Raw genomic sequence first — 15,490 nt, forward strand, 5'->3', positions numbered from 1 at the left:
GCTGAGGCCAGCCGTTCTAGTGGAATTGAAATACAACGCTTCAGAGCAGCACCACGTCGTATTGTTCCTGGGAATACATGGTTTCTACCTGAAACCGAATGGTGCGCCCGATAAACCCTTCGAGCTCGGCGACGTTGCCCGACTCTTCATCGAGCAAGCGGTCGACCACTTTCTGGTTCGCCAGCACGCGATAGCCTTCGGCCTGATAGGCACGGGCCTCACGCAGGATTTCGCGGAAGATCTCGTAGCAGACGGTTTCCGGGGTCTTGAGCTTGCCGCGACCCTGGCAGCTGCTGCACGGTTCGCACAGCACTTGCTCGAGACTTTCGCGGGTGCGTTTGCGGGTCATCTGCACCAGGCCCAACTCGGTGATGCCGATGATGTTGGTCTTGGCGTGATCGCGCTCCAGTTGCTTCTCGAGGGTGCGCAACACCTGACGCTGATGCTCTTCATCCTCCATGTCGATGAAGTCGATGATGATGATCCCGCCCAGGTTGCGCAGACGCAGTTGACGGGCAATGGCGGTGGCGGCTTCGAGGTTGGTCTTGAAGATGGTTTCTTCGAGATTGCGATGACCGACGAAGGCTCCGGTGTTGACGTCGATGGTGCTCATGGCTTCCGCCGGGTCGACCACCAGATAGCCGCCGGACTTGAGCGGCACTTTGCGCTCCAGGGCTTTCTGGATTTCGTCTTCGACGCCATACAGGTCGAAAATCGGCCGCTCGCCCGGATAATGCTCCAGACGGTCAGCGATTTCCGGCATCAGTTCGGCGACGAACTGTGTGGTTTTCTGGAAAGTTTCCCGGGAGTCGATGCGGATCTTTTCGATCTTCGGGCTCACCAGGTCGCGCAAGGTCCGCAACGCCAGGCCGAGGTCTTCGTAGATCACGCTTGGCGCGTTGATGGTTTTGATCTGGGCGTTGATCTGGTCCCAGAGCCTGCGCAGGTAGCGGATGTCCATGAGGATTTCATCGGCCCCGGCCCCTTCGGCAGCGGTACGCAGAATGAAACCGCCAGCTTCCTTGATACCTTCTTTCTCCACGCAGTCGGTGACCACTTGCTTGAGGCGTTCGCGCTCGGCTTCGTCTTCGATCTTCAGGGAAATACCGACGTGGGCAGTGCGCGGCATGTACACCAGATAGCGCGACGGGATCGACAGTTGCGTGGTCAGGCGTGCGCCTTTGGAGCCGATCGGGTCCTTGGTGACTTGCACCACCAGGCTTTGGCCTTCGTGAACCAGCGAGCTGATGCTCTCCACCGCCGGGCCTTCGCGCAGGGAAATTTCCGAGGCGTGAATGAATGCGGCGCGGTCCAGCCCGATATCGACGAAGGCGGCCTGCATGCCCGGCAATACCCGCACGACCTTGCCTTTGTAGATGTTGCCGACGATCCCGCGTTTTTGCGTGCGTTCGACATGGACCTCTTGCAGAACACCGTTTTCGACCACCGCCACGCGTGATTCCATCGGCGTGATGTTGATCAGGATCTCTTCACTCATGGCAGGGTCTCGTTCAGGCATGTTCACGATAATGGCCGCATCTTGTCAGTACGACGCTCAGTGCGCGTTAAGGGTTTGCCAACAGGGTATGCCGAAATGGCCGAGTAGTTCTGCGGTTTCGCACAGTGGCAAACCGACCACCGCCGAGTAGCTGCCATTGAGCCCGGCGACGAACACCGCGCCCAGCCCTTGAATCCCGTAGCCGCCCGCCTTGTCCCGGGGTTCGCCGCTGGCCCAATAGGCCGCCGCTTCATCGCGGCCGATGGTGCGAAAACGCACCAGACTGCGCACCACCAGAGACTCGCAACGTTCACCATCGTGCACCGCAATCGCCGTCAGCACTTCATGCTCACACCCGGACAACAGCATAAGCATGGCGCACGCTTCGGCTTCATCCACCGGCTTGCCGAGAATTTTTCCGTCCAACACCACGGCAGTGTCGGCGCCCAGCACGCAGAAATCCGCGTCGGACACGATCGCCCCGCGCCCGACCTCGGCCTTGCCGCGCGCCAGACGCTCGACATAGGCCGATGGGGATTCTTCAGGGAAAGGGGTTTCGTCGATGTCCGCGCTGATGGCGGTGAACGGCACGCCGATCTGCGTGAGCAGTTCACGCCGACGCGGCGAGCCTGAGGCGAGGTACAGCTGTTTCATCAAGACATCTCCCTGTCTACTGCCCTGTCTCACGAATACTGTTCCTTTTTGGCGAGACAGGGCACCGGGTGCGAGCACATGCCTGACCGAATTAATTGATTTTGTAGCGTCGACGCAAACCGCGCAAACCGAAGCTGATCCAAGGCCAGAGCAACGCACTGACCAGTGCCGGCAACACCAGCGCCAGGGTCGGCTGACGATTACCGGTCAGGGCGCTCAACCACAACTGGACCAGTTGGGCGAGGCCGAAGATCACCAGGATCACCAGGCTCTGTTGCCACATCGGGAACATGCGCAGGCGCTGTTGCAGCGACAGCACCAGGAACGTAATGAGCGTGAGGATCAACGCGTTCTGGCCCAGCAACGTGCCATACAGCACGTCTTCGGCCAACCCCAGGCACCAGGCGGTGACCATGCCGACTTTATGCGGCAGGGCCAACGCCCAGAAGGCCAACAGCAAGGCCAGCCACAAAGGACGCAGGATCTCCATGAATTGCGGCAGCGGTGAAACGCTGAGCAACATGCCGATGGCGAACGTCAGCCAGACCATCCAGCCGTTTCGGGAGGAAGTTGCACCGCCCATTATTCTGTTCCCCCAGAGGTGGCCGGCGCGGCGACAGGCGGTTTGGCAGCAGGCTTCACGGCCGCAGGTTTGGGTTTGGCGGCCGTCGCCGTTGCGGGTGGCTTGGCGGCAGCAGAATGGGACGCGGCAGGTTTGACTGGGGTCGCGGCGGCAGGTACGGCAGGTACGGCAGCCGGAGTTGCAGCGGCAGCCGGTATCACTGAAGCGGCCGGTTTCGGCACTGTTGCAGGAATGATCGGCCCGCCACCCTGCCGGTCCAGAGCCTCTTGAGCCTGGGCGGCTTCGTTGGCACGCTCCTCGGCTGTGCGACCATCACTGAACACCAACAGCAAATAACGACTGCGGTTCAGCGCGGCAGTCGGCACCGCACGCACGATGGCGAACGGTTGACCGGAATCGTGGATCACTTCCTTGACCGTCGCCACCGGGTAACCTGCCGGGAAACGCTGACCGAGGCCGGAGCTGACCAGCAGATCGCCTTCTTTAATGTCGGCGGTATCGGCCACATGACGCAGCTCAAGGCGTTCCGGGTTGCCGGTGCCGCTGGCAATCGCCCGCAGACCGTTACGGTTCACCTGCACCGGAATGCTGTGGGTGGTGTCGGTCAGCAACAGTACGCGAGAGGTGTACGGCATCAACTCGACCACCTGCCCCATCAGGCCGCGGGCATCGAGCACCGGCTGACCGAGGATCACACCGTCGCGCTCACCTTTATTGATGATGATGCGATGGGTGAAGGGGTTGGGGTCCATGCCGATCAACTCGGCCACTTCGACCTTCTCGTTGACCAGCGCGGAAGAGTTGAGCAACTCGCGCAGCCGAACATTCTGCTCGGTGAGGGCGGCAAGCTTTTGCATGCGCCCCTGCAACAGCAGGTTTTCGGTTTTGAGTTTTTCGTTTTCGGCGACCAGCTCGGTCCGGCTGCCGAATTGGCTGGCCACACCTTGCCATAGCCGCTGCGGCAGGTCGGTGATCCAGTAAGACTGCATCAGCACCAGCGACATTTGGCTACGCACTGGCTTGAGCAGTGTGAAGCGGGCATCGACCACCATCAGCGCGACCGATAGCACGACCAGCACCAACAAGCGCACGCCCAGTGAGGGGCCTTTGGTGAAAAGCGGTTTAATAAGCCGCTCCTCCCAGGCAAATGTTCTCTTTATTCATACGGCATCAAACCGGCCTGGATGCAGACTGACAGAAGATAAACGCCAACAGGCAGCACTGCAAAGTGCTGCCTGCGGGCTCACCAGCATAGATGCATCGGGCGAGATCACTCGCTCGACAGCAGGTCCATGGTGTGTTTATCCATCATTTCCAATGCACGGCCACCGCCGCGAGCAACGCAGGTCAGCGGGTCTTCGGCGACGATCACCGGCAGACCGGTTTCCTGGGCCAGCAACTTGTCGAGGTCGCGCAGCAAGGCGCCACCACCGGTCAGTACCAGACCACGCTCGGCGATATCGGAAGCCAGTTCCGGAGGCGATTGCTCCAGCGCACTTTTCACTGCCTGAACGATGGTGGCCAGCGACTCTTGCAGAGCTTCCAGCACTTCGTTGGAGTTCAGGGTGAATGCGCGTGGAACGCCTTCGGCCAGGTTACGGCCACGAACGTCGACTTCACGAACTTCGCCGCCCGGGTAGGCCGTACCGATTTCCTGTTTGATGCGCTCGGCGGTGGACTCGCCGATCAGGCTGCCGTAGTTGCGACGCACGTAGGTGATGATCGCTTCGTCGAAGCGGTCGCCGCCAACCCGTACGGATTCGGCATAGACCACACCGTTGAGGGAGATCAGCGCGATTTCAGTGGTACCGCCACCGATATCGACAACCATCGAACCGCGAGCTTCTTCAACCGGCAGGCCGGCACCGATCGCAGCAGCCATTGGCTCTTCGATCAGGAACACTTCACGGGCGCCGGCACCGAGGGCCGACTCACGGATGGCACGACGCTCAACCTGGGTGGATTTGCATGGAACGCAGATCAGCACACGAGGGCTAGGCTGCAAAAAGCTGTTTTCGTGAACCTTGTTGATAAAGTACTGCAGCATTTTTTCGCAAACGCTGAAGTCGGCGATCACGCCGTCCTTCATCGGACGAATGGCTGCAATATTGCCCGGCGTACGACCGAGCATGCGCTTGGCCTCGGTGCCGACAGCAACGACACTTTTCTGGTTACCGTGTGTCCGAATAGCCACAACCGATGGCTCATTCAGGACGATACCGCGCTCGCGCACGTAAATAAGGGTGTTGGCAGTGCCCAGGTCAATGGAAAGATCGCTGGAAAACATGCCACGCAGTTTCTTGAACATGGGAAAGGGACCCTAGGCAACGCGTGGGTAAAAAAGTGCGGCAAACTCTAACAACGACAGGGATTTTGGGCAAGGCGCCAATATGTTAAATTGGCTGCTTTTCTGTGCACCAAGCACCACAATCGCGGCCTTGAGACCGTAGATATGCGGTAGTGTTCCGACAATCTAACACACGGACGCGGTCCGTTTTGTTTTCCACTGGAGAATCCCATGGCGCTTGAACGCTCCGACGTGGAAAAAATCGCTCATCTGGCCTGCCTTGGCCTCAATGATGCCGATCTTCCACACATCACTTCGGCCCTGAACAGCATTCTCGGGCTGGTCGACGAAATGCAAGCGGTCAATACCGACGGTATCGAGCCGCTGGCCCACCCACTGGAAGCCAGCCAGCGCCTGCGTGCAGACGTCGTGACCGAGAATAATCATCGCGAGGCCTATCAGTCCATCGCACCAGCGGTCGAAAACGGCCTGTACCTGGTTCCGAAAGTCATCGACTAAAGGGAAAGAGCCTGCAATGCATCAATTGACTCTGGCCGAGATCGCCCGCGGACTCGCCGATAAAAAGTTTTCCTCCGAAGAGCTGACCAAAGTCCTGCTGGCGCGCATCGCCGAGCTCGACCCGCAGCTCAACAGCTTCATCAGCCTCACCGAAGACCTGGCGCTGCAGCAGGCGAAAGCCGCTGACGCACGTCGGGCCAACGGTGAGAGCGGCGCCCTGCTCGGCGCGCCGATCGCCCACAAAGACCTGTTCTGCACCCAGGGCATCCGCACCAGCTGCGGCTCGAAGATGCTCGACAACTTCAAGGCACCGTATGACGCCACCGTGGTCGCCAAACTGGCCGCTGCCGGGACCGTGACCCTGGGCAAGACCAACATGGACGAATTCGCCATGGGGTCGGCCAACGAGTCGAGCTACTACGGTCCGGTGAAAAACCCGTGGAACCTGGAATGTGTTCCAGGTGGTTCGTCCGGTGGTTCGGCGGCTGCGGTAGCCGCTCGTCTGTTGCCAGCAGCGACAGCCACCGACACTGGCGGTTCGATCCGACAACCGGCAGCCTTTACCAACCTCACCGGCCTGAAACCGACGTACGGTCGTGTTTCGCGCTGGGGCATGATCGCCTACGCGTCCAGCCTCGATCAGGGCGGCCCGCTGGCCCGTACCGCCGAAGACTGCGCGATCCTGCTGCAAGGCATGGCCGGTTTCGACCCGCAGGACTCCACCAGCATCGACGAGCCCGTGCCTGATTACAGCGCCGGCCTCAACGGTTCGCTGCAAGGCCTGCGCATCGGCGTGCCGAAGGAATACTTCAGCGCCGGCCTGGACCCACGCATCGCCGACCTGGTCATGGCCAGCGTTGAAGAGCTGAAAAAGCTCGGCGCCGTGATCAAGGAAATCAGCCTGCCGAACATGCAGCACGCGATTCCCGCGTACTACGTGATCGCCCCGGCGGAAGCGTCTTCCAACCTGTCGCGTTTCGACGGCGTGCGTTTCGGCTATCGCTGCGAAGACCCGAAAAACCTGGAAGACCTGTACAAGCGTTCCCGTGGCGAAGGTTTCGGCCCGGAAGTACAGCGCCGGATCATGGTCGGTGCCTATGCGCTGTCGGCCGGTTACTACGACGCCTACTACCTGAAGGCGCAGAAGATCCGTCGTCTGATCAAGAACGACTTCATGGCTGCCTTCAATGAGGTCGACATCATCCTCGGCCCAACCACGCCGAACCCGGCCTGGAAGCTCGGCGCCAAGAACAACGACCCGGTCGCCGCGTACCTGGAAGACGTCTACACCATCACCGCCAACCTCGCCGGTCTGCCGGGCCTGTCCATGCCTGCAGGTTTTGTCGATGGCCTGCCGGTCGGCGTGCAACTGCTCGCCCCGTATTTCCAGGAAGGTCGCCTGTTGAACGTTGCCCATCAGTATCAGCAAAACACTGACTGGCACACCCGCACCCCAACCGGCTTCTGAGGAGAAACACATGCAATGGGAAGTCGTGATCGGGCTGGAGATTCATACCCAGCTCACCACCCGGTCGAAAATCTTTTCCGGTAGTTCCACCACCTTCGGTTCCGAACCGAACACCCAGGCCAGCCTGGTTGACCTCGGCATGCCCGGCGTATTGCCGGTGCTGAACCAGGAAGCGGTGCGCATGGCGGTGATGTTCGGCCTGGCCATCGATGCCGAGATCGGTCAGCACAACGTGTTCGCCCGCAAAAACTACTTCTACCCGGACCTGCCCAAGGGCTACCAGATCAGCCAGATGGAATTGCCGATCGTCGGCAAGGGCCACCTGGACATCGCCCTCGAAGACGGTACCGTCAAACGCGTCGGCATCACCCGCGCGCACCTGGAAGAAGACGCCGGTAAAAGCCTGCACGAAGAGTTCAACGGTGCCACCGGCATCGACCTGAACCGCGCCGGCACGCCGCTGCTGGAAATCGTTTCCGAACCGGACATGCGCAGCGCCAAGGAAGCCGTGGCTTACGTCAAGGCGATCCACGCGCTGGTACGCTACCTGGGCATCTGCGACGGCAACATGGCCGAAGGCTCGCTGCGTTGCGACTGCAACGTATCGATCCGTCCGAAAGGCCAGGCCGAGTTCGGTACGCGCTGCGAGATCAAGAACGTTAACTCGTTCCGCTTCATCGAGAAGGCGATCAACAGCGAAGTACAGCGCCAGATCGAGCTGATCGAAGACGGCGGCAAGGTGATCCAGCAGACTCGCCTGTACGATCCGAACAAGGACGAAACCCGTCCGATGCGTAGCAAAGAGGAAGCCAACGACTACCGTTACTTCCCCGATCCGGACCTGCTGCCGGTGGTCATCGAGGACTCGTTCCTCAACGAAGTACGCACCACCCTGCCGGAACTGCCACCGCAGAAACGCGAGCGTTTCCAGCAGCAGTTCGGTTTGTCGGTGTATGACGCCAGCGTCCTGGCCACCAGCCGCGAACAAGCCGATTACTTCGAGAAAGTCGTGAGCATCAGTGGCGACGCCAAACTGGCGGCCAACTGGGTCATGGTTGAACTGGGCAGCCTGTTGAACAAGCAAGGCCTGGACATCGACCAGTCGCCGGTTTCGGCCGAGCAACTGGGCGGCATGCTGTTGCGCATCAAGGACAACACTATCTCCGGCAAGATCGCCAAAGTGGTGTTTGAAGCCATGGCCAACGACGAAGGCAGCGCGGACGAAATCATCGACAAGCGCGGCCTCAAGCAAGTGACCGACACCGGCGCGATCTCGGCGGTGCTGGACGAAATGCTCGCGGCCAACGCCGAGCAGGTCGAGCAATACCGCGCGGCAGACGAAGCCAAACGCGGCAAGATGTTCGGCTTCTTCGTCGGCCAGGCCATGAAAGCCTCCAAAGGCAAGGCCAACCCGCAACAGGTCAACGAACTGCTTAAAAGCAAGCTCGAAGGCTGATGAGAATGGAGCCAGCTCTCAATATTGGCTCCATTCCTTGTGGCGAGGGAGCTTGCTCCCGCTGGTCTGCGAAGCAGGCCCAAATCAGCAACCGCACTCTTTCAGCGAGAATGCATCAGCCGATTTTGCGACCGCTTCTCGGTCGAGCGGGAGCAAGCTCCCTCGCCACATTTATTTTGGGAGCCGTCCAAATGAAACGTCTGCTCAGCGCTTGCGCCCTGCTCTCTCTGCTGGCCGGTTGTGCCAGTACCGACACCATCGATCCGCACGGCTACGACAAGACCGGCCTGGCCTCGTATTACGGTGCCAAGCACCATGGCAAACGCACCGCCAGCGGTGAGCGTTTCAACCAGCATGGCCTGACCGCTGCCCATCGCCAGTTGCCATTCGGCACCCGGGTGAAGATTACCAACCTGAATAACGACAGATCCTGCGTGGTACGCATCAACGACCGTGGGCCGTATTCCCGTGGGCGCCTGATCGACGTGTCCCGTGAAGCGGCCGAACAGTTGGGCATGCTGCGCAGTGGTACCGCGCAGGTTCGCGTGCAAGCCCTCGACGACTGATAGACGGAGCGCTGACTATTTTCGGACTGGCCGATTTACCCCTGATCAGCGTCATTGAATTGTTCGGCGGGCTGTTTTTACTGATCGCCGGCGCCGAACTGATGGTGCGCGCCGCAGTACGCCTGGCCGCGCGCCTGCATGTGCGGCCGCTGATCATCGGCCTGACCATCGTGGCCCTCGGCAGCAGCGCGCCGCAGATGGCGGTCAGCTTGCAAGCCACCCTGGCGCAAAACGCCGACATCGCCGTCGGTAGCGTGATCGGCAGCAGCATCTTCAACATCCTCGTCACCCTCGGGCTCTCGGCGCTGATCATTCCGCTGCGGGTTTCGCGGCAATTGGTGCGTCTGGATATTCCACTGATGATCGGCGCCAGCCTGCTGGTGTTCGTACTGGCGTGGAACAAAGAACTGACTCGGGTCGACGGCGTGACGCTGCTGACAGCGCTGGCGCTGTATTTGGGCTTGCTACTGCGTCAGTCACGGCACTCGGCCCGTCCGCCATCGGGGGCTCATGAAGCGCCGCAGGCACCGTGGCTCAGCAGTCTGCTGATGATTGTCGCCGGGTTGGCAATGCTGGTGTTCGCCGGGCACTTGCTGCTCGGCGCCGCGGTGGCGGTCGCGACCGATCTGGGGTTGTCGGAGCGGATCATCGGCCTGACCATCGTCGCCGTCAGCACTTCCCTGCCGGAACTGGCCACTTCGTTGATCGCCGCGCTGCGCGGTCAGCGGGACATCGCGGTGGGCAACGTGATCGGCAGCAACCTGTTCAACCTCCTGGGCGTGCTCGGGCTGACCGCATTGATCGCGCCATCACCACTGTCGGTCTCGCCCAACGCGCTGGATTTCGATTTGCCGGTGATGCTCGGAGTCGCGGTGCTGTGCCTGCCGGTGTTCTATTCCGGCTACCGGGTGACCCGCGCCGAAGGCCTGCTGTTTTTGGGCTTGTACCTCGCCTATGGGCTGCACGTGGTGTCGTTCACCACGGGCATGCCGCTGGCCGGCAAGCTTGAACACCTGATGCTGTTTTTCGTCCTGCCGGCGCTGGTGTTTTTTTTGCTGTTCACCTCGCTTCGCGCCTGGCGTCGCCAACACCACAAGAGGGAATTGCCATGAGCACTGATAAGAAGCCTGGGGTTGAAATCCGCCGCCAAGTGATGGGCGACGCGTTCGTCGACCGCGCCCTGGGCAACGCCACCGAATTCACCCAGCCGTTGCAGGACTTCGTCAATGAGCATGCCTGGGGCGGCGTGTGGAACCGTGAAGGTTTGTCGCTGAAAACCCGCAGCCTGATCACTCTCGCTGCGCTGACCGCGTTGAAGTGCCCGCAAGAATTGAAAGGCCATGTGCGCGGTGCATTGAACAACGGCTGCACGGTGGAAGAGATTCGCGAAGCGCTGCTGCATTGCGCGGTGTATGCCGGTGTGCCGGCGGCGATCGATGCATTTCGGGCGGCGCAGGAAGTGATCGACACCTATCAGAAGCCGGAGTAGGCGACCTGAAGAACGCCGCAAATCCCGAGGCTAAATCCACCCACCCCACTGCAACAAAAAGATCCCGATGTTGGTGGTGACCGCCGCCATCAGTGTAGTAATCACGATGATCGCCGCCGCCAGTTCATGATTGCCATTGGCCTGCCGGGCCATGACGAAACTGGCCGCGGCGGTCGGGCTGCCGAAGTACAGAAACAGAATCCCCAACTCCGCCCCACGAAAGCCCCAGAGCCAGGCGCCGAGTGTCGCCAGCACCGGCAGGCCGATCATCTTCACCAGACTTGAACTCAGCGCCATCGTGCCGCTTTTGCGCATTGCCGCCAGCGACAACGTGCCACCGATGCAGATCAATGCCAATGGCAAGGTGGTTTGCGCCAAATATTGACCGGACCTCTCCAGCCATCCCGGCAAGCCGATCTGGAACCAGGCAAATGGTGCGGCCGCAATCACACTGATGACCAGCGGATTGGCCATCACACTTTTGCAGATGCTCCACGGATCAGACTTGATCACCGGGCTGTAGACCGCCAGCACAATGGTTGAGAGCGTGTTGTAAAACAGGATCACCAGCGCCGCGAGAATCGCCCCAAGGGAAATGCCATAGTCGCCGTACATGCTCGCCGCCAGGGCCAGGCCGATTACCCCGTTATTGCCGCGAAACGCCCCTTGGGTGTAAATGCCCCGATCTTCCCGCGGGCATTTCCAGATCGCCCAACCCCAGGCAATTGCAAAGCACATCAGGGTCGCCACCGAGAAGTAGATCAGCAGCGCCGGTTGCAACGCAGCGTGCAGGTCGGCATGCAAGATGCCCAGAAACAGCAACGCCGGCATGGTGACATTGAACACCAGGGCCGACGCAGTATGAATGAAGTTGTCGTTGATCCAGTCGATGCGCTTGAGCAGCACACCCAGAAACAGCATGGCAAACACCGGCGCAGTGATGTTCAGGGTTTCGAGGAAAATAGCCAGCATGCCGGGGGAACCTTGGGTGGGCGTCGTTAGGGAGCTAATGATAAGCCACCGGAGACGTCGGCGTCTGGTAGACCGTCTTCGCGAGCTTGCCCGCGAAGACGTCCTGATAAACGCCAAATTAACCTCGGGTTACTTACCGATAGAAATCTTCGGCGCCCAAGTCAGCCATTCATCTTCAAACTTGTCGAACAGCGGAAACGTTTGCTCGGGCCGCGCCGGGACACCCATGCGGTCGCCATCCGGTGTGGCAAAGGCGATACCGCCCTGGATCAGCGTCTCCAGCGATTCGGTGCGTATGGTTGCGCCTTTGAACAAGCCGTAGTCAAAACCAAAACCACTGGTGTTCCAGAACCGCGTGCCACTACGCACCAATGGCGCGTACTTCGGCTCGATCAGGATGTGTACCAACACTCGATCCGCCGTCTGCCCCAATTCATAGCCAGTCACCTTGCCCACCGTGATTTCGCGATAGGTGACGGGCACACCAGTCTTCAGCGAGCCTCGACGCGCAGCACTCAATACCAGGCTCAAACCGGCTTCTTCCTTGGCGGTTTCCGGAGGATTGGTCAGTGCTACGAAGTCCTTTTGCGGACCGAGATTCTTCGGCGCCGGTTGCACTTCGATGTACTGCCCGGTCACCAGCGTCTCAAGGTTGGACGTCTTGATCAGACCTAATTCAGGTTTGACCACCCAGAACTGACTGCCCACCCGAGCGATACGCTCCGGCACTTCCGTGATTCGCGCAGTCAGCAGCACCGATTGCAAGTCGTCGCTGAGGTCAACGTCTTCGACCTTGCCGACGTCGAGGCCTTTGAACCGGATCGGCGTGCCCGTGCGCAGACCATCGGCGCGATCGACCTTGATGGTCACCACGGCGCCTTTCTGGTTTGCCTCTTCATGACTGGCGAACAGACGGAAACGTGGAATGCGCTTCCGCAACGGCGCTTTGGCTTCGGGGGTTTCGAAAGCAATGCCGCCAGCCATCAGGCTTTGCAACGACTCACTTTTGACCTGGATGCCGCCGGTCAGCCCACCTGTCAGCGTAATACCGCTGGCATTCCAGAAGCGCGTCGAGGCGTTGACCAACCCCTCGTATTCCTTCTCGATATGCACACCGATCACCAGCTGTTTTTTAGTGCGAGAGAACTGGTAGCTCTGCACCGAACCCACCTTGACCTGCTTGTAGAGAATCGGACTGCCGACTTCCAGTGAGCCGAGGTTTTCGGTGAACAGCACCAGATGCAGGCCCGGCGAACGCAGATCCAGCGGCGGCGCCTTGGCCCGTGCTTCGAACTCGCGCTGCGGTGCGCCACCCTTGTCGCCAGGGCGCACGGCGATGTAGTTACCTTTGACCAATGCTTCCAGACCGGTGATACCAGCCAGCGAAATCGATGGTTTGACCACCCAGAACTGCGTGCCGGTGACCAGGTAATCCTCAGCCAATGGGTCGAGCGTCAGCTCGGCGGTTGCACTGGAGAGGTCTGGGTCAATCTTGAGCGCTTTCAGATTGCCAACCTGGATGCCTTTGTACATTACTGGCGTACGACCGGCCTGCAGGCCTTCGAAATCGCTGAGTTTGACCTTGACCCGAATACCGGCGGCGGCTGCATCGAAGTCTTCATAGAGACGGAACGGCAGGCTTGGATCGGTGGGCGGGCTGTCCTTGCGGTTTTCCGGTGTAGCAAACGCAATACCACCAGCGACGATGCTGGCGAGAGACTCGCTACGCACTTTCACACCGGACAAGTTGGCATCGATGCTGATGCCGCTGGCATTCCAGAAACGCGTGTGCTTGCGTACCAGGCTGGCGTAGGTCGGTTCGATGAAGACTTTGAGTTCAACGGTGTTCTGGTCCGCGGACAGCAAATAGCTTTTGATCTGACCGACCTGGATCTGCTTGTAGAACACCGGGCTGCCGCGATTCAGCGAGCCGAGACGATCAGCCTTGATGGTCAGGTGCAGACCAGGCTTGGCGTCCGACAGTGGCGGCTCTTCGGCCAGGGCCTTGAACTTGCGGGTCGGTTCGCCCTCTCCCGGGCTGACAGCCACATAGTTACCCGAGACCAGCGTCTCCAGGCCCGTGATACCGGCCAGGGTTACGCTCGGCTTGACCAGCCAGAAACGCGTGCTGGTTCTGAGGTATTGCTCCACGTCCTTATTCATCTCGATGGTGGCGATCACGCCCTTGGAGCTACCTTCGTCATCGAGTGTGAGGGCTTTCACCTTACCGACCGACATACCTTTGTAAACGACTTCGGTCTTGTTGGCCTGAATACCTTCGCCGCTTTCGAAGCGCACATGGATCTCAATGCCTGTCTCGCTATAGGCACGCCAGGCGAGCCAACCGCCAATGAGCAAGGCGATCAGGGGCAATACCCAAATGGCAGACCAGTTAGAGGCCGGTCGGGTTTTCGCTGTAGGCAAATCAGTCATGGTCGTCGTCCGACTCCGTGTTATCCCAAATCAGTCGGGGATCGAAAGTTACTGCGGCAAGCATCGTCAGAATCACCACACTGGCGAAGGCGATGGCGCCAAGATTGGCTTCGACGCTGGCAAGCCGTCCGAAATTCACAACCGCCACCAGGATGGCGATCACAAAAATATCGAGCATCGACCAGCGGCCGATGAACTCGATAAAGCGGTACATCCATATACGCTGGCGTGCAGAGAGTGGCTGGCGGCGCTGCACCGAAAACAGCAGCAACCCGATGCCCACCAGTTTGAACGTAGGAACCAGAATACTGGCGATAAAAACCACAGCCGCGATTGGAATCATGCCGTGCTGAACCAGTTGGATCACACCGGACATGATGGTGCTCGGATCGCCCTGCCCCAGGGAACTGACGGTCATGATCGGCAGCACATTGGCCGGGATATAAATAATTGCAGCGGTGACCAGCAGCGCCCAGGTACGCATCAGGCTGTTCGGGCGGCGCGCATGAATCAACGCACCACAGCGGGTGCAGACCTGCTCGTCAGTGCCAGCTTCCTGCTTGTTCAACTCGTGGCATTCGGCACAAATCAGAATGCCCGCATCAATCGCCCGCATGGGCATCTTCTCCTGATAAGGCCTGCCAGATCTGGTGCGGTGACATCACCACTTCCAGCCAGACCTGGACCAACAACAAACTGATAAAGCACGCCAGACCAAGACCTACGGTAATCGCCGCCATATCGGCCAATTTGACGATCGCGACCAGCACACCCATGAGGTAAACCTCGAGCATCCCCCAGTCCCGTAGATGGTGATAAATGCGGTAGAGCAGCAAACCGTAGCTGCGTCCGATATTGAATCGGATACTCAGCAGCACCACCAATTGGCAGAGCAGCTTGAGCAGCGGAATCCCCATGCTGCAGAGAAATACTACTGCTGCCACGCCCTGCATACCGGTATCGAACAAGCCGACAACACCGCTCCAGACAGTGTCATTCGATGACTGTCCGAGTAGATGGAGCTGCATGATGGGTAAAAAGTTCGCGGGGATATACAACAACAGGGCGGCAATGACCAAGGCGAGACTGCGCTGCACGACATTGTGCCGATGGGCATACAGCTCATAACCGCAGCGTGGACAAATGGCCTTCTCACCATGGGCGAGTTCAGGCTTGCGCATCAGCAAGTCGCACTCATGACACGCCACCAAACCATCCAGTGGTAAATCTGACAGCCCATGGGCGTCAACCGGATCTGGCATAAAGGCTCTGGCTCCAAAAATGTTGGATCTATTCTAGTGTGCTGACTCGAAAATAACTGTGCAATTTTGTGTTGCCAGTGAAGTAGACTTTTTCTGCGGGCAAAACAAAACCCCTACCTGCATACGCAGATAGGGGTTTCGGAATTTAATCTTGACGATGACCTACTCTCACATGGGGAAACCCCACACTACCATCGGCGATGCATCGTTTCACTTCTGAGTTCGGGATGGGATCAGGTGGTTCCAATGCTCTATGGTCGTCAAGAAATTCGGGTACCGAACCGTCTTTCGACGCTTCAGCAA

Annotated in this window: 15 protein-coding genes and 1 rRNA gene; 6 read left to right on the forward strand and 10 right to left on the reverse strand. The window is 59.5% G+C overall.

The genetic code is table 11. The features are described 5' to 3' along the window. Positions 1-40: 40 nt before the first annotated feature. From rng to mreB, 5 genes are all read right to left on the reverse strand, one after another. Positions 41-1,498, reverse strand: a complete 1,458-nt coding sequence (gene rng, locus AC1D2Q_RS26830; RefSeq protein WP_019647649.1) for a ribonuclease G — start codon at positions 1,496-1,498, stop codon at positions 41-43. 57 nt (positions 1,499-1,555) lie between these two features. Continuing rightward, positions 1,556-2,152, reverse strand: a complete 597-nt coding sequence (locus AC1D2Q_RS26835) for a Maf family protein (protein ID WP_019581173.1) — start codon at positions 2,150-2,152, stop codon at positions 1,556-1,558. Between the two features lie 91 nt (positions 2,153-2,243). After that, a complete protein-coding gene (mreD, locus tag AC1D2Q_RS26840; RefSeq protein WP_018927216.1) occupies positions 2,244-2,735 on the reverse strand; it encodes a rod shape-determining protein MreD in 492 nt (163 codons plus the stop codon). Then, the gene (mreC, locus tag AC1D2Q_RS26845; protein WP_477815167.1) at positions 2,735-3,862 is read right to left on the reverse strand and encodes a rod shape-determining protein MreC; all 1,128 of its coding nucleotides are present in this window, start codon (positions 3,860-3,862) and stop codon (positions 2,735-2,737) included. Before mreC ends, mreD begins: the two co-directional genes overlap by 1 nt. Positions 3,863-4,005: 143 nt before the next feature. Further along, complete coding sequence (gene mreB / locus AC1D2Q_RS26850) at positions 4,006-5,043, reverse strand: rod shape-determining protein MreB (protein ID WP_002555108.1); 1,038 nt, start codon at positions 5,041-5,043, stop codon at positions 4,006-4,008. A gap of 210 nt (positions 5,044-5,253) precedes the next feature. On the opposite strand from mreB, the gene gatC reads away from it, so the two are divergent. From gatC to AC1D2Q_RS26880, 6 genes are all read left to right on the forward strand, one after another. After that, positions 5,254-5,541 carry an Asp-tRNA(Asn)/Glu-tRNA(Gln) amidotransferase subunit GatC gene (gatC, locus tag AC1D2Q_RS26855; RefSeq protein ID WP_477815159.1) on the forward strand — a complete coding sequence of 96 codons (288 nt, stop codon included), beginning with the start codon at positions 5,254-5,256 and terminating at the stop codon, positions 5,539-5,541. Between the two features lie 16 nt (positions 5,542-5,557). Continuing rightward, positions 5,558-7,009, forward strand: coding sequence for an Asp-tRNA(Asn)/Glu-tRNA(Gln) amidotransferase subunit GatA (gene gatA, locus AC1D2Q_RS26860; RefSeq protein ID WP_477815160.1), 1,452 nt, complete (start codon positions 5,558-5,560; stop codon positions 7,007-7,009). 10 nt (positions 7,010-7,019) lie between these two features. Next, a complete protein-coding gene (gene gatB, locus AC1D2Q_RS26865) occupies positions 7,020-8,465 on the forward strand; it encodes an Asp-tRNA(Asn)/Glu-tRNA(Gln) amidotransferase subunit GatB (protein ID WP_477815161.1) in 1,446 nt (481 codons plus the stop codon). Between the two features lie 191 nt (positions 8,466-8,656). Then, the gene (locus tag AC1D2Q_RS26870; protein ID WP_477815162.1) at positions 8,657-9,031 is read left to right on the forward strand and encodes a septal ring lytic transglycosylase RlpA family protein; all 375 of its coding nucleotides are present in this window, start codon (positions 8,657-8,659) and stop codon (positions 9,029-9,031) included. 44 nt (positions 9,032-9,075) lie between these two features. Next, positions 9,076-10,143 (forward strand): calcium/sodium antiporter, encoded by a 1,068-nt coding sequence (locus tag AC1D2Q_RS26875; protein WP_477815168.1) that lies wholly within the window; start codon positions 9,076-9,078, stop codon positions 10,141-10,143. Continuing rightward, positions 10,140-10,520, forward strand: a complete 381-nt coding sequence (locus AC1D2Q_RS26880; RefSeq protein ID WP_019647644.1) for a carboxymuconolactone decarboxylase family protein — start codon at positions 10,140-10,142, stop codon at positions 10,518-10,520. The genes AC1D2Q_RS26875 and AC1D2Q_RS26880 overlap by 4 nt, the downstream gene beginning before the upstream one ends. Positions 10,521-10,550: 30 nt before the next feature. Here AC1D2Q_RS26880 and AC1D2Q_RS26885 read toward each other — a convergent pair whose 3' ends face one another. The 5 genes from AC1D2Q_RS26885 to rrf all read right to left on the reverse strand — a co-directional run bounded on the left by AC1D2Q_RS26885 (position 10,551) and on the right by rrf (position 15,452). Next, positions 10,551-11,492, reverse strand: a complete 942-nt coding sequence (locus AC1D2Q_RS26885) for an AEC family transporter (protein ID WP_018927222.1) — start codon at positions 11,490-11,492, stop codon at positions 10,551-10,553. A gap of 129 nt (positions 11,493-11,621) precedes the next feature. Beyond that, positions 11,622-13,925 carry a PqiB family protein gene (locus AC1D2Q_RS26890; RefSeq protein WP_477815163.1) on the reverse strand — a complete coding sequence of 768 codons (2,304 nt, stop codon included), beginning with the start codon at positions 13,923-13,925 and terminating at the stop codon, positions 11,622-11,624. Then, entirely contained in the window at positions 13,918-14,541 is a 624-nt protein-coding gene (locus AC1D2Q_RS26895) for a paraquat-inducible protein A (RefSeq protein ID WP_477815164.1), read from the reverse strand. Before AC1D2Q_RS26895 ends, AC1D2Q_RS26890 begins: the two co-directional genes overlap by 8 nt. Beyond that, positions 14,528-15,187, reverse strand: a complete 660-nt coding sequence (locus tag AC1D2Q_RS26900) for a paraquat-inducible protein A (RefSeq protein WP_477815165.1) — start codon at positions 15,185-15,187, stop codon at positions 14,528-14,530. Before AC1D2Q_RS26900 ends, AC1D2Q_RS26895 begins: the two co-directional genes overlap by 14 nt. A gap of 149 nt (positions 15,188-15,336) precedes the next feature. Next, positions 15,337-15,452, reverse strand: a 5S ribosomal RNA gene (gene rrf, locus AC1D2Q_RS26905). Positions 15,453-15,490 lie beyond the last annotated feature (38 nt).

The organism is Pseudomonas sp. P1_A1 (assembly GCF_056406935.1).

Coding starts and splice junctions, on each gene's coding strand:
- rng (WP_019647649.1), bottom strand. CDS start 1,498: ATGAGTGAAGAGATCCTGATCAACATCACGCCGATGGAATCACGCGTG.
- AC1D2Q_RS26835 (WP_019581173.1), bottom strand. CDS start 2,152: ATGAAACAGCTGTACCTCGCCTCAGGCTCGCCGCGTCGGCGTGAACTG.
- mreD (WP_018927216.1), bottom strand. CDS start 2,735: ATGGGCGGTGCAACTTCCTCCCGAAACGGCTGGATGGTCTGGCTGACG.
- mreB (WP_002555108.1), bottom strand. CDS start 5,043: ATGTTCAAGAAACTGCGTGGCATGTTTTCCAGCGATCTTTCCATTGAC.
- gatC (WP_477815159.1), top strand. CDS start 5,254: ATGGCGCTTGAACGCTCCGACGTGGAAAAAATCGCTCATCTGGCCTGC.
- gatA (WP_477815160.1), top strand. CDS start 5,558: ATGCATCAATTGACTCTGGCCGAGATCGCCCGCGGACTCGCCGATAAA.
- gatB (WP_477815161.1), top strand. CDS start 7,020: ATGCAATGGGAAGTCGTGATCGGGCTGGAGATTCATACCCAGCTCACC.
- AC1D2Q_RS26870 (WP_477815162.1), top strand. CDS start 8,657: ATGAAACGTCTGCTCAGCGCTTGCGCCCTGCTCTCTCTGCTGGCCGGT.
- AC1D2Q_RS26880 (WP_019647644.1), top strand. CDS start 10,140: ATGAGCACTGATAAGAAGCCTGGGGTTGAAATCCGCCGCCAAGTGATG.
- AC1D2Q_RS26885 (WP_018927222.1), bottom strand. CDS start 11,492: ATGCTGGCTATTTTCCTCGAAACCCTGAACATCACTGCGCCGGTGTTT.
- AC1D2Q_RS26890 (WP_477815163.1), bottom strand. CDS start 13,925: ATGACTGATTTGCCTACAGCGAAAACCCGACCGGCCTCTAACTGGTCT.
- AC1D2Q_RS26895 (WP_477815164.1), bottom strand. CDS start 14,541: ATGCGGGCGATTGATGCGGGCATTCTGATTTGTGCCGAATGCCACGAG.
- AC1D2Q_RS26900 (WP_477815165.1), bottom strand. CDS start 15,187: ATGCCAGATCCGGTTGACGCCCATGGGCTGTCAGATTTACCACTGGAT.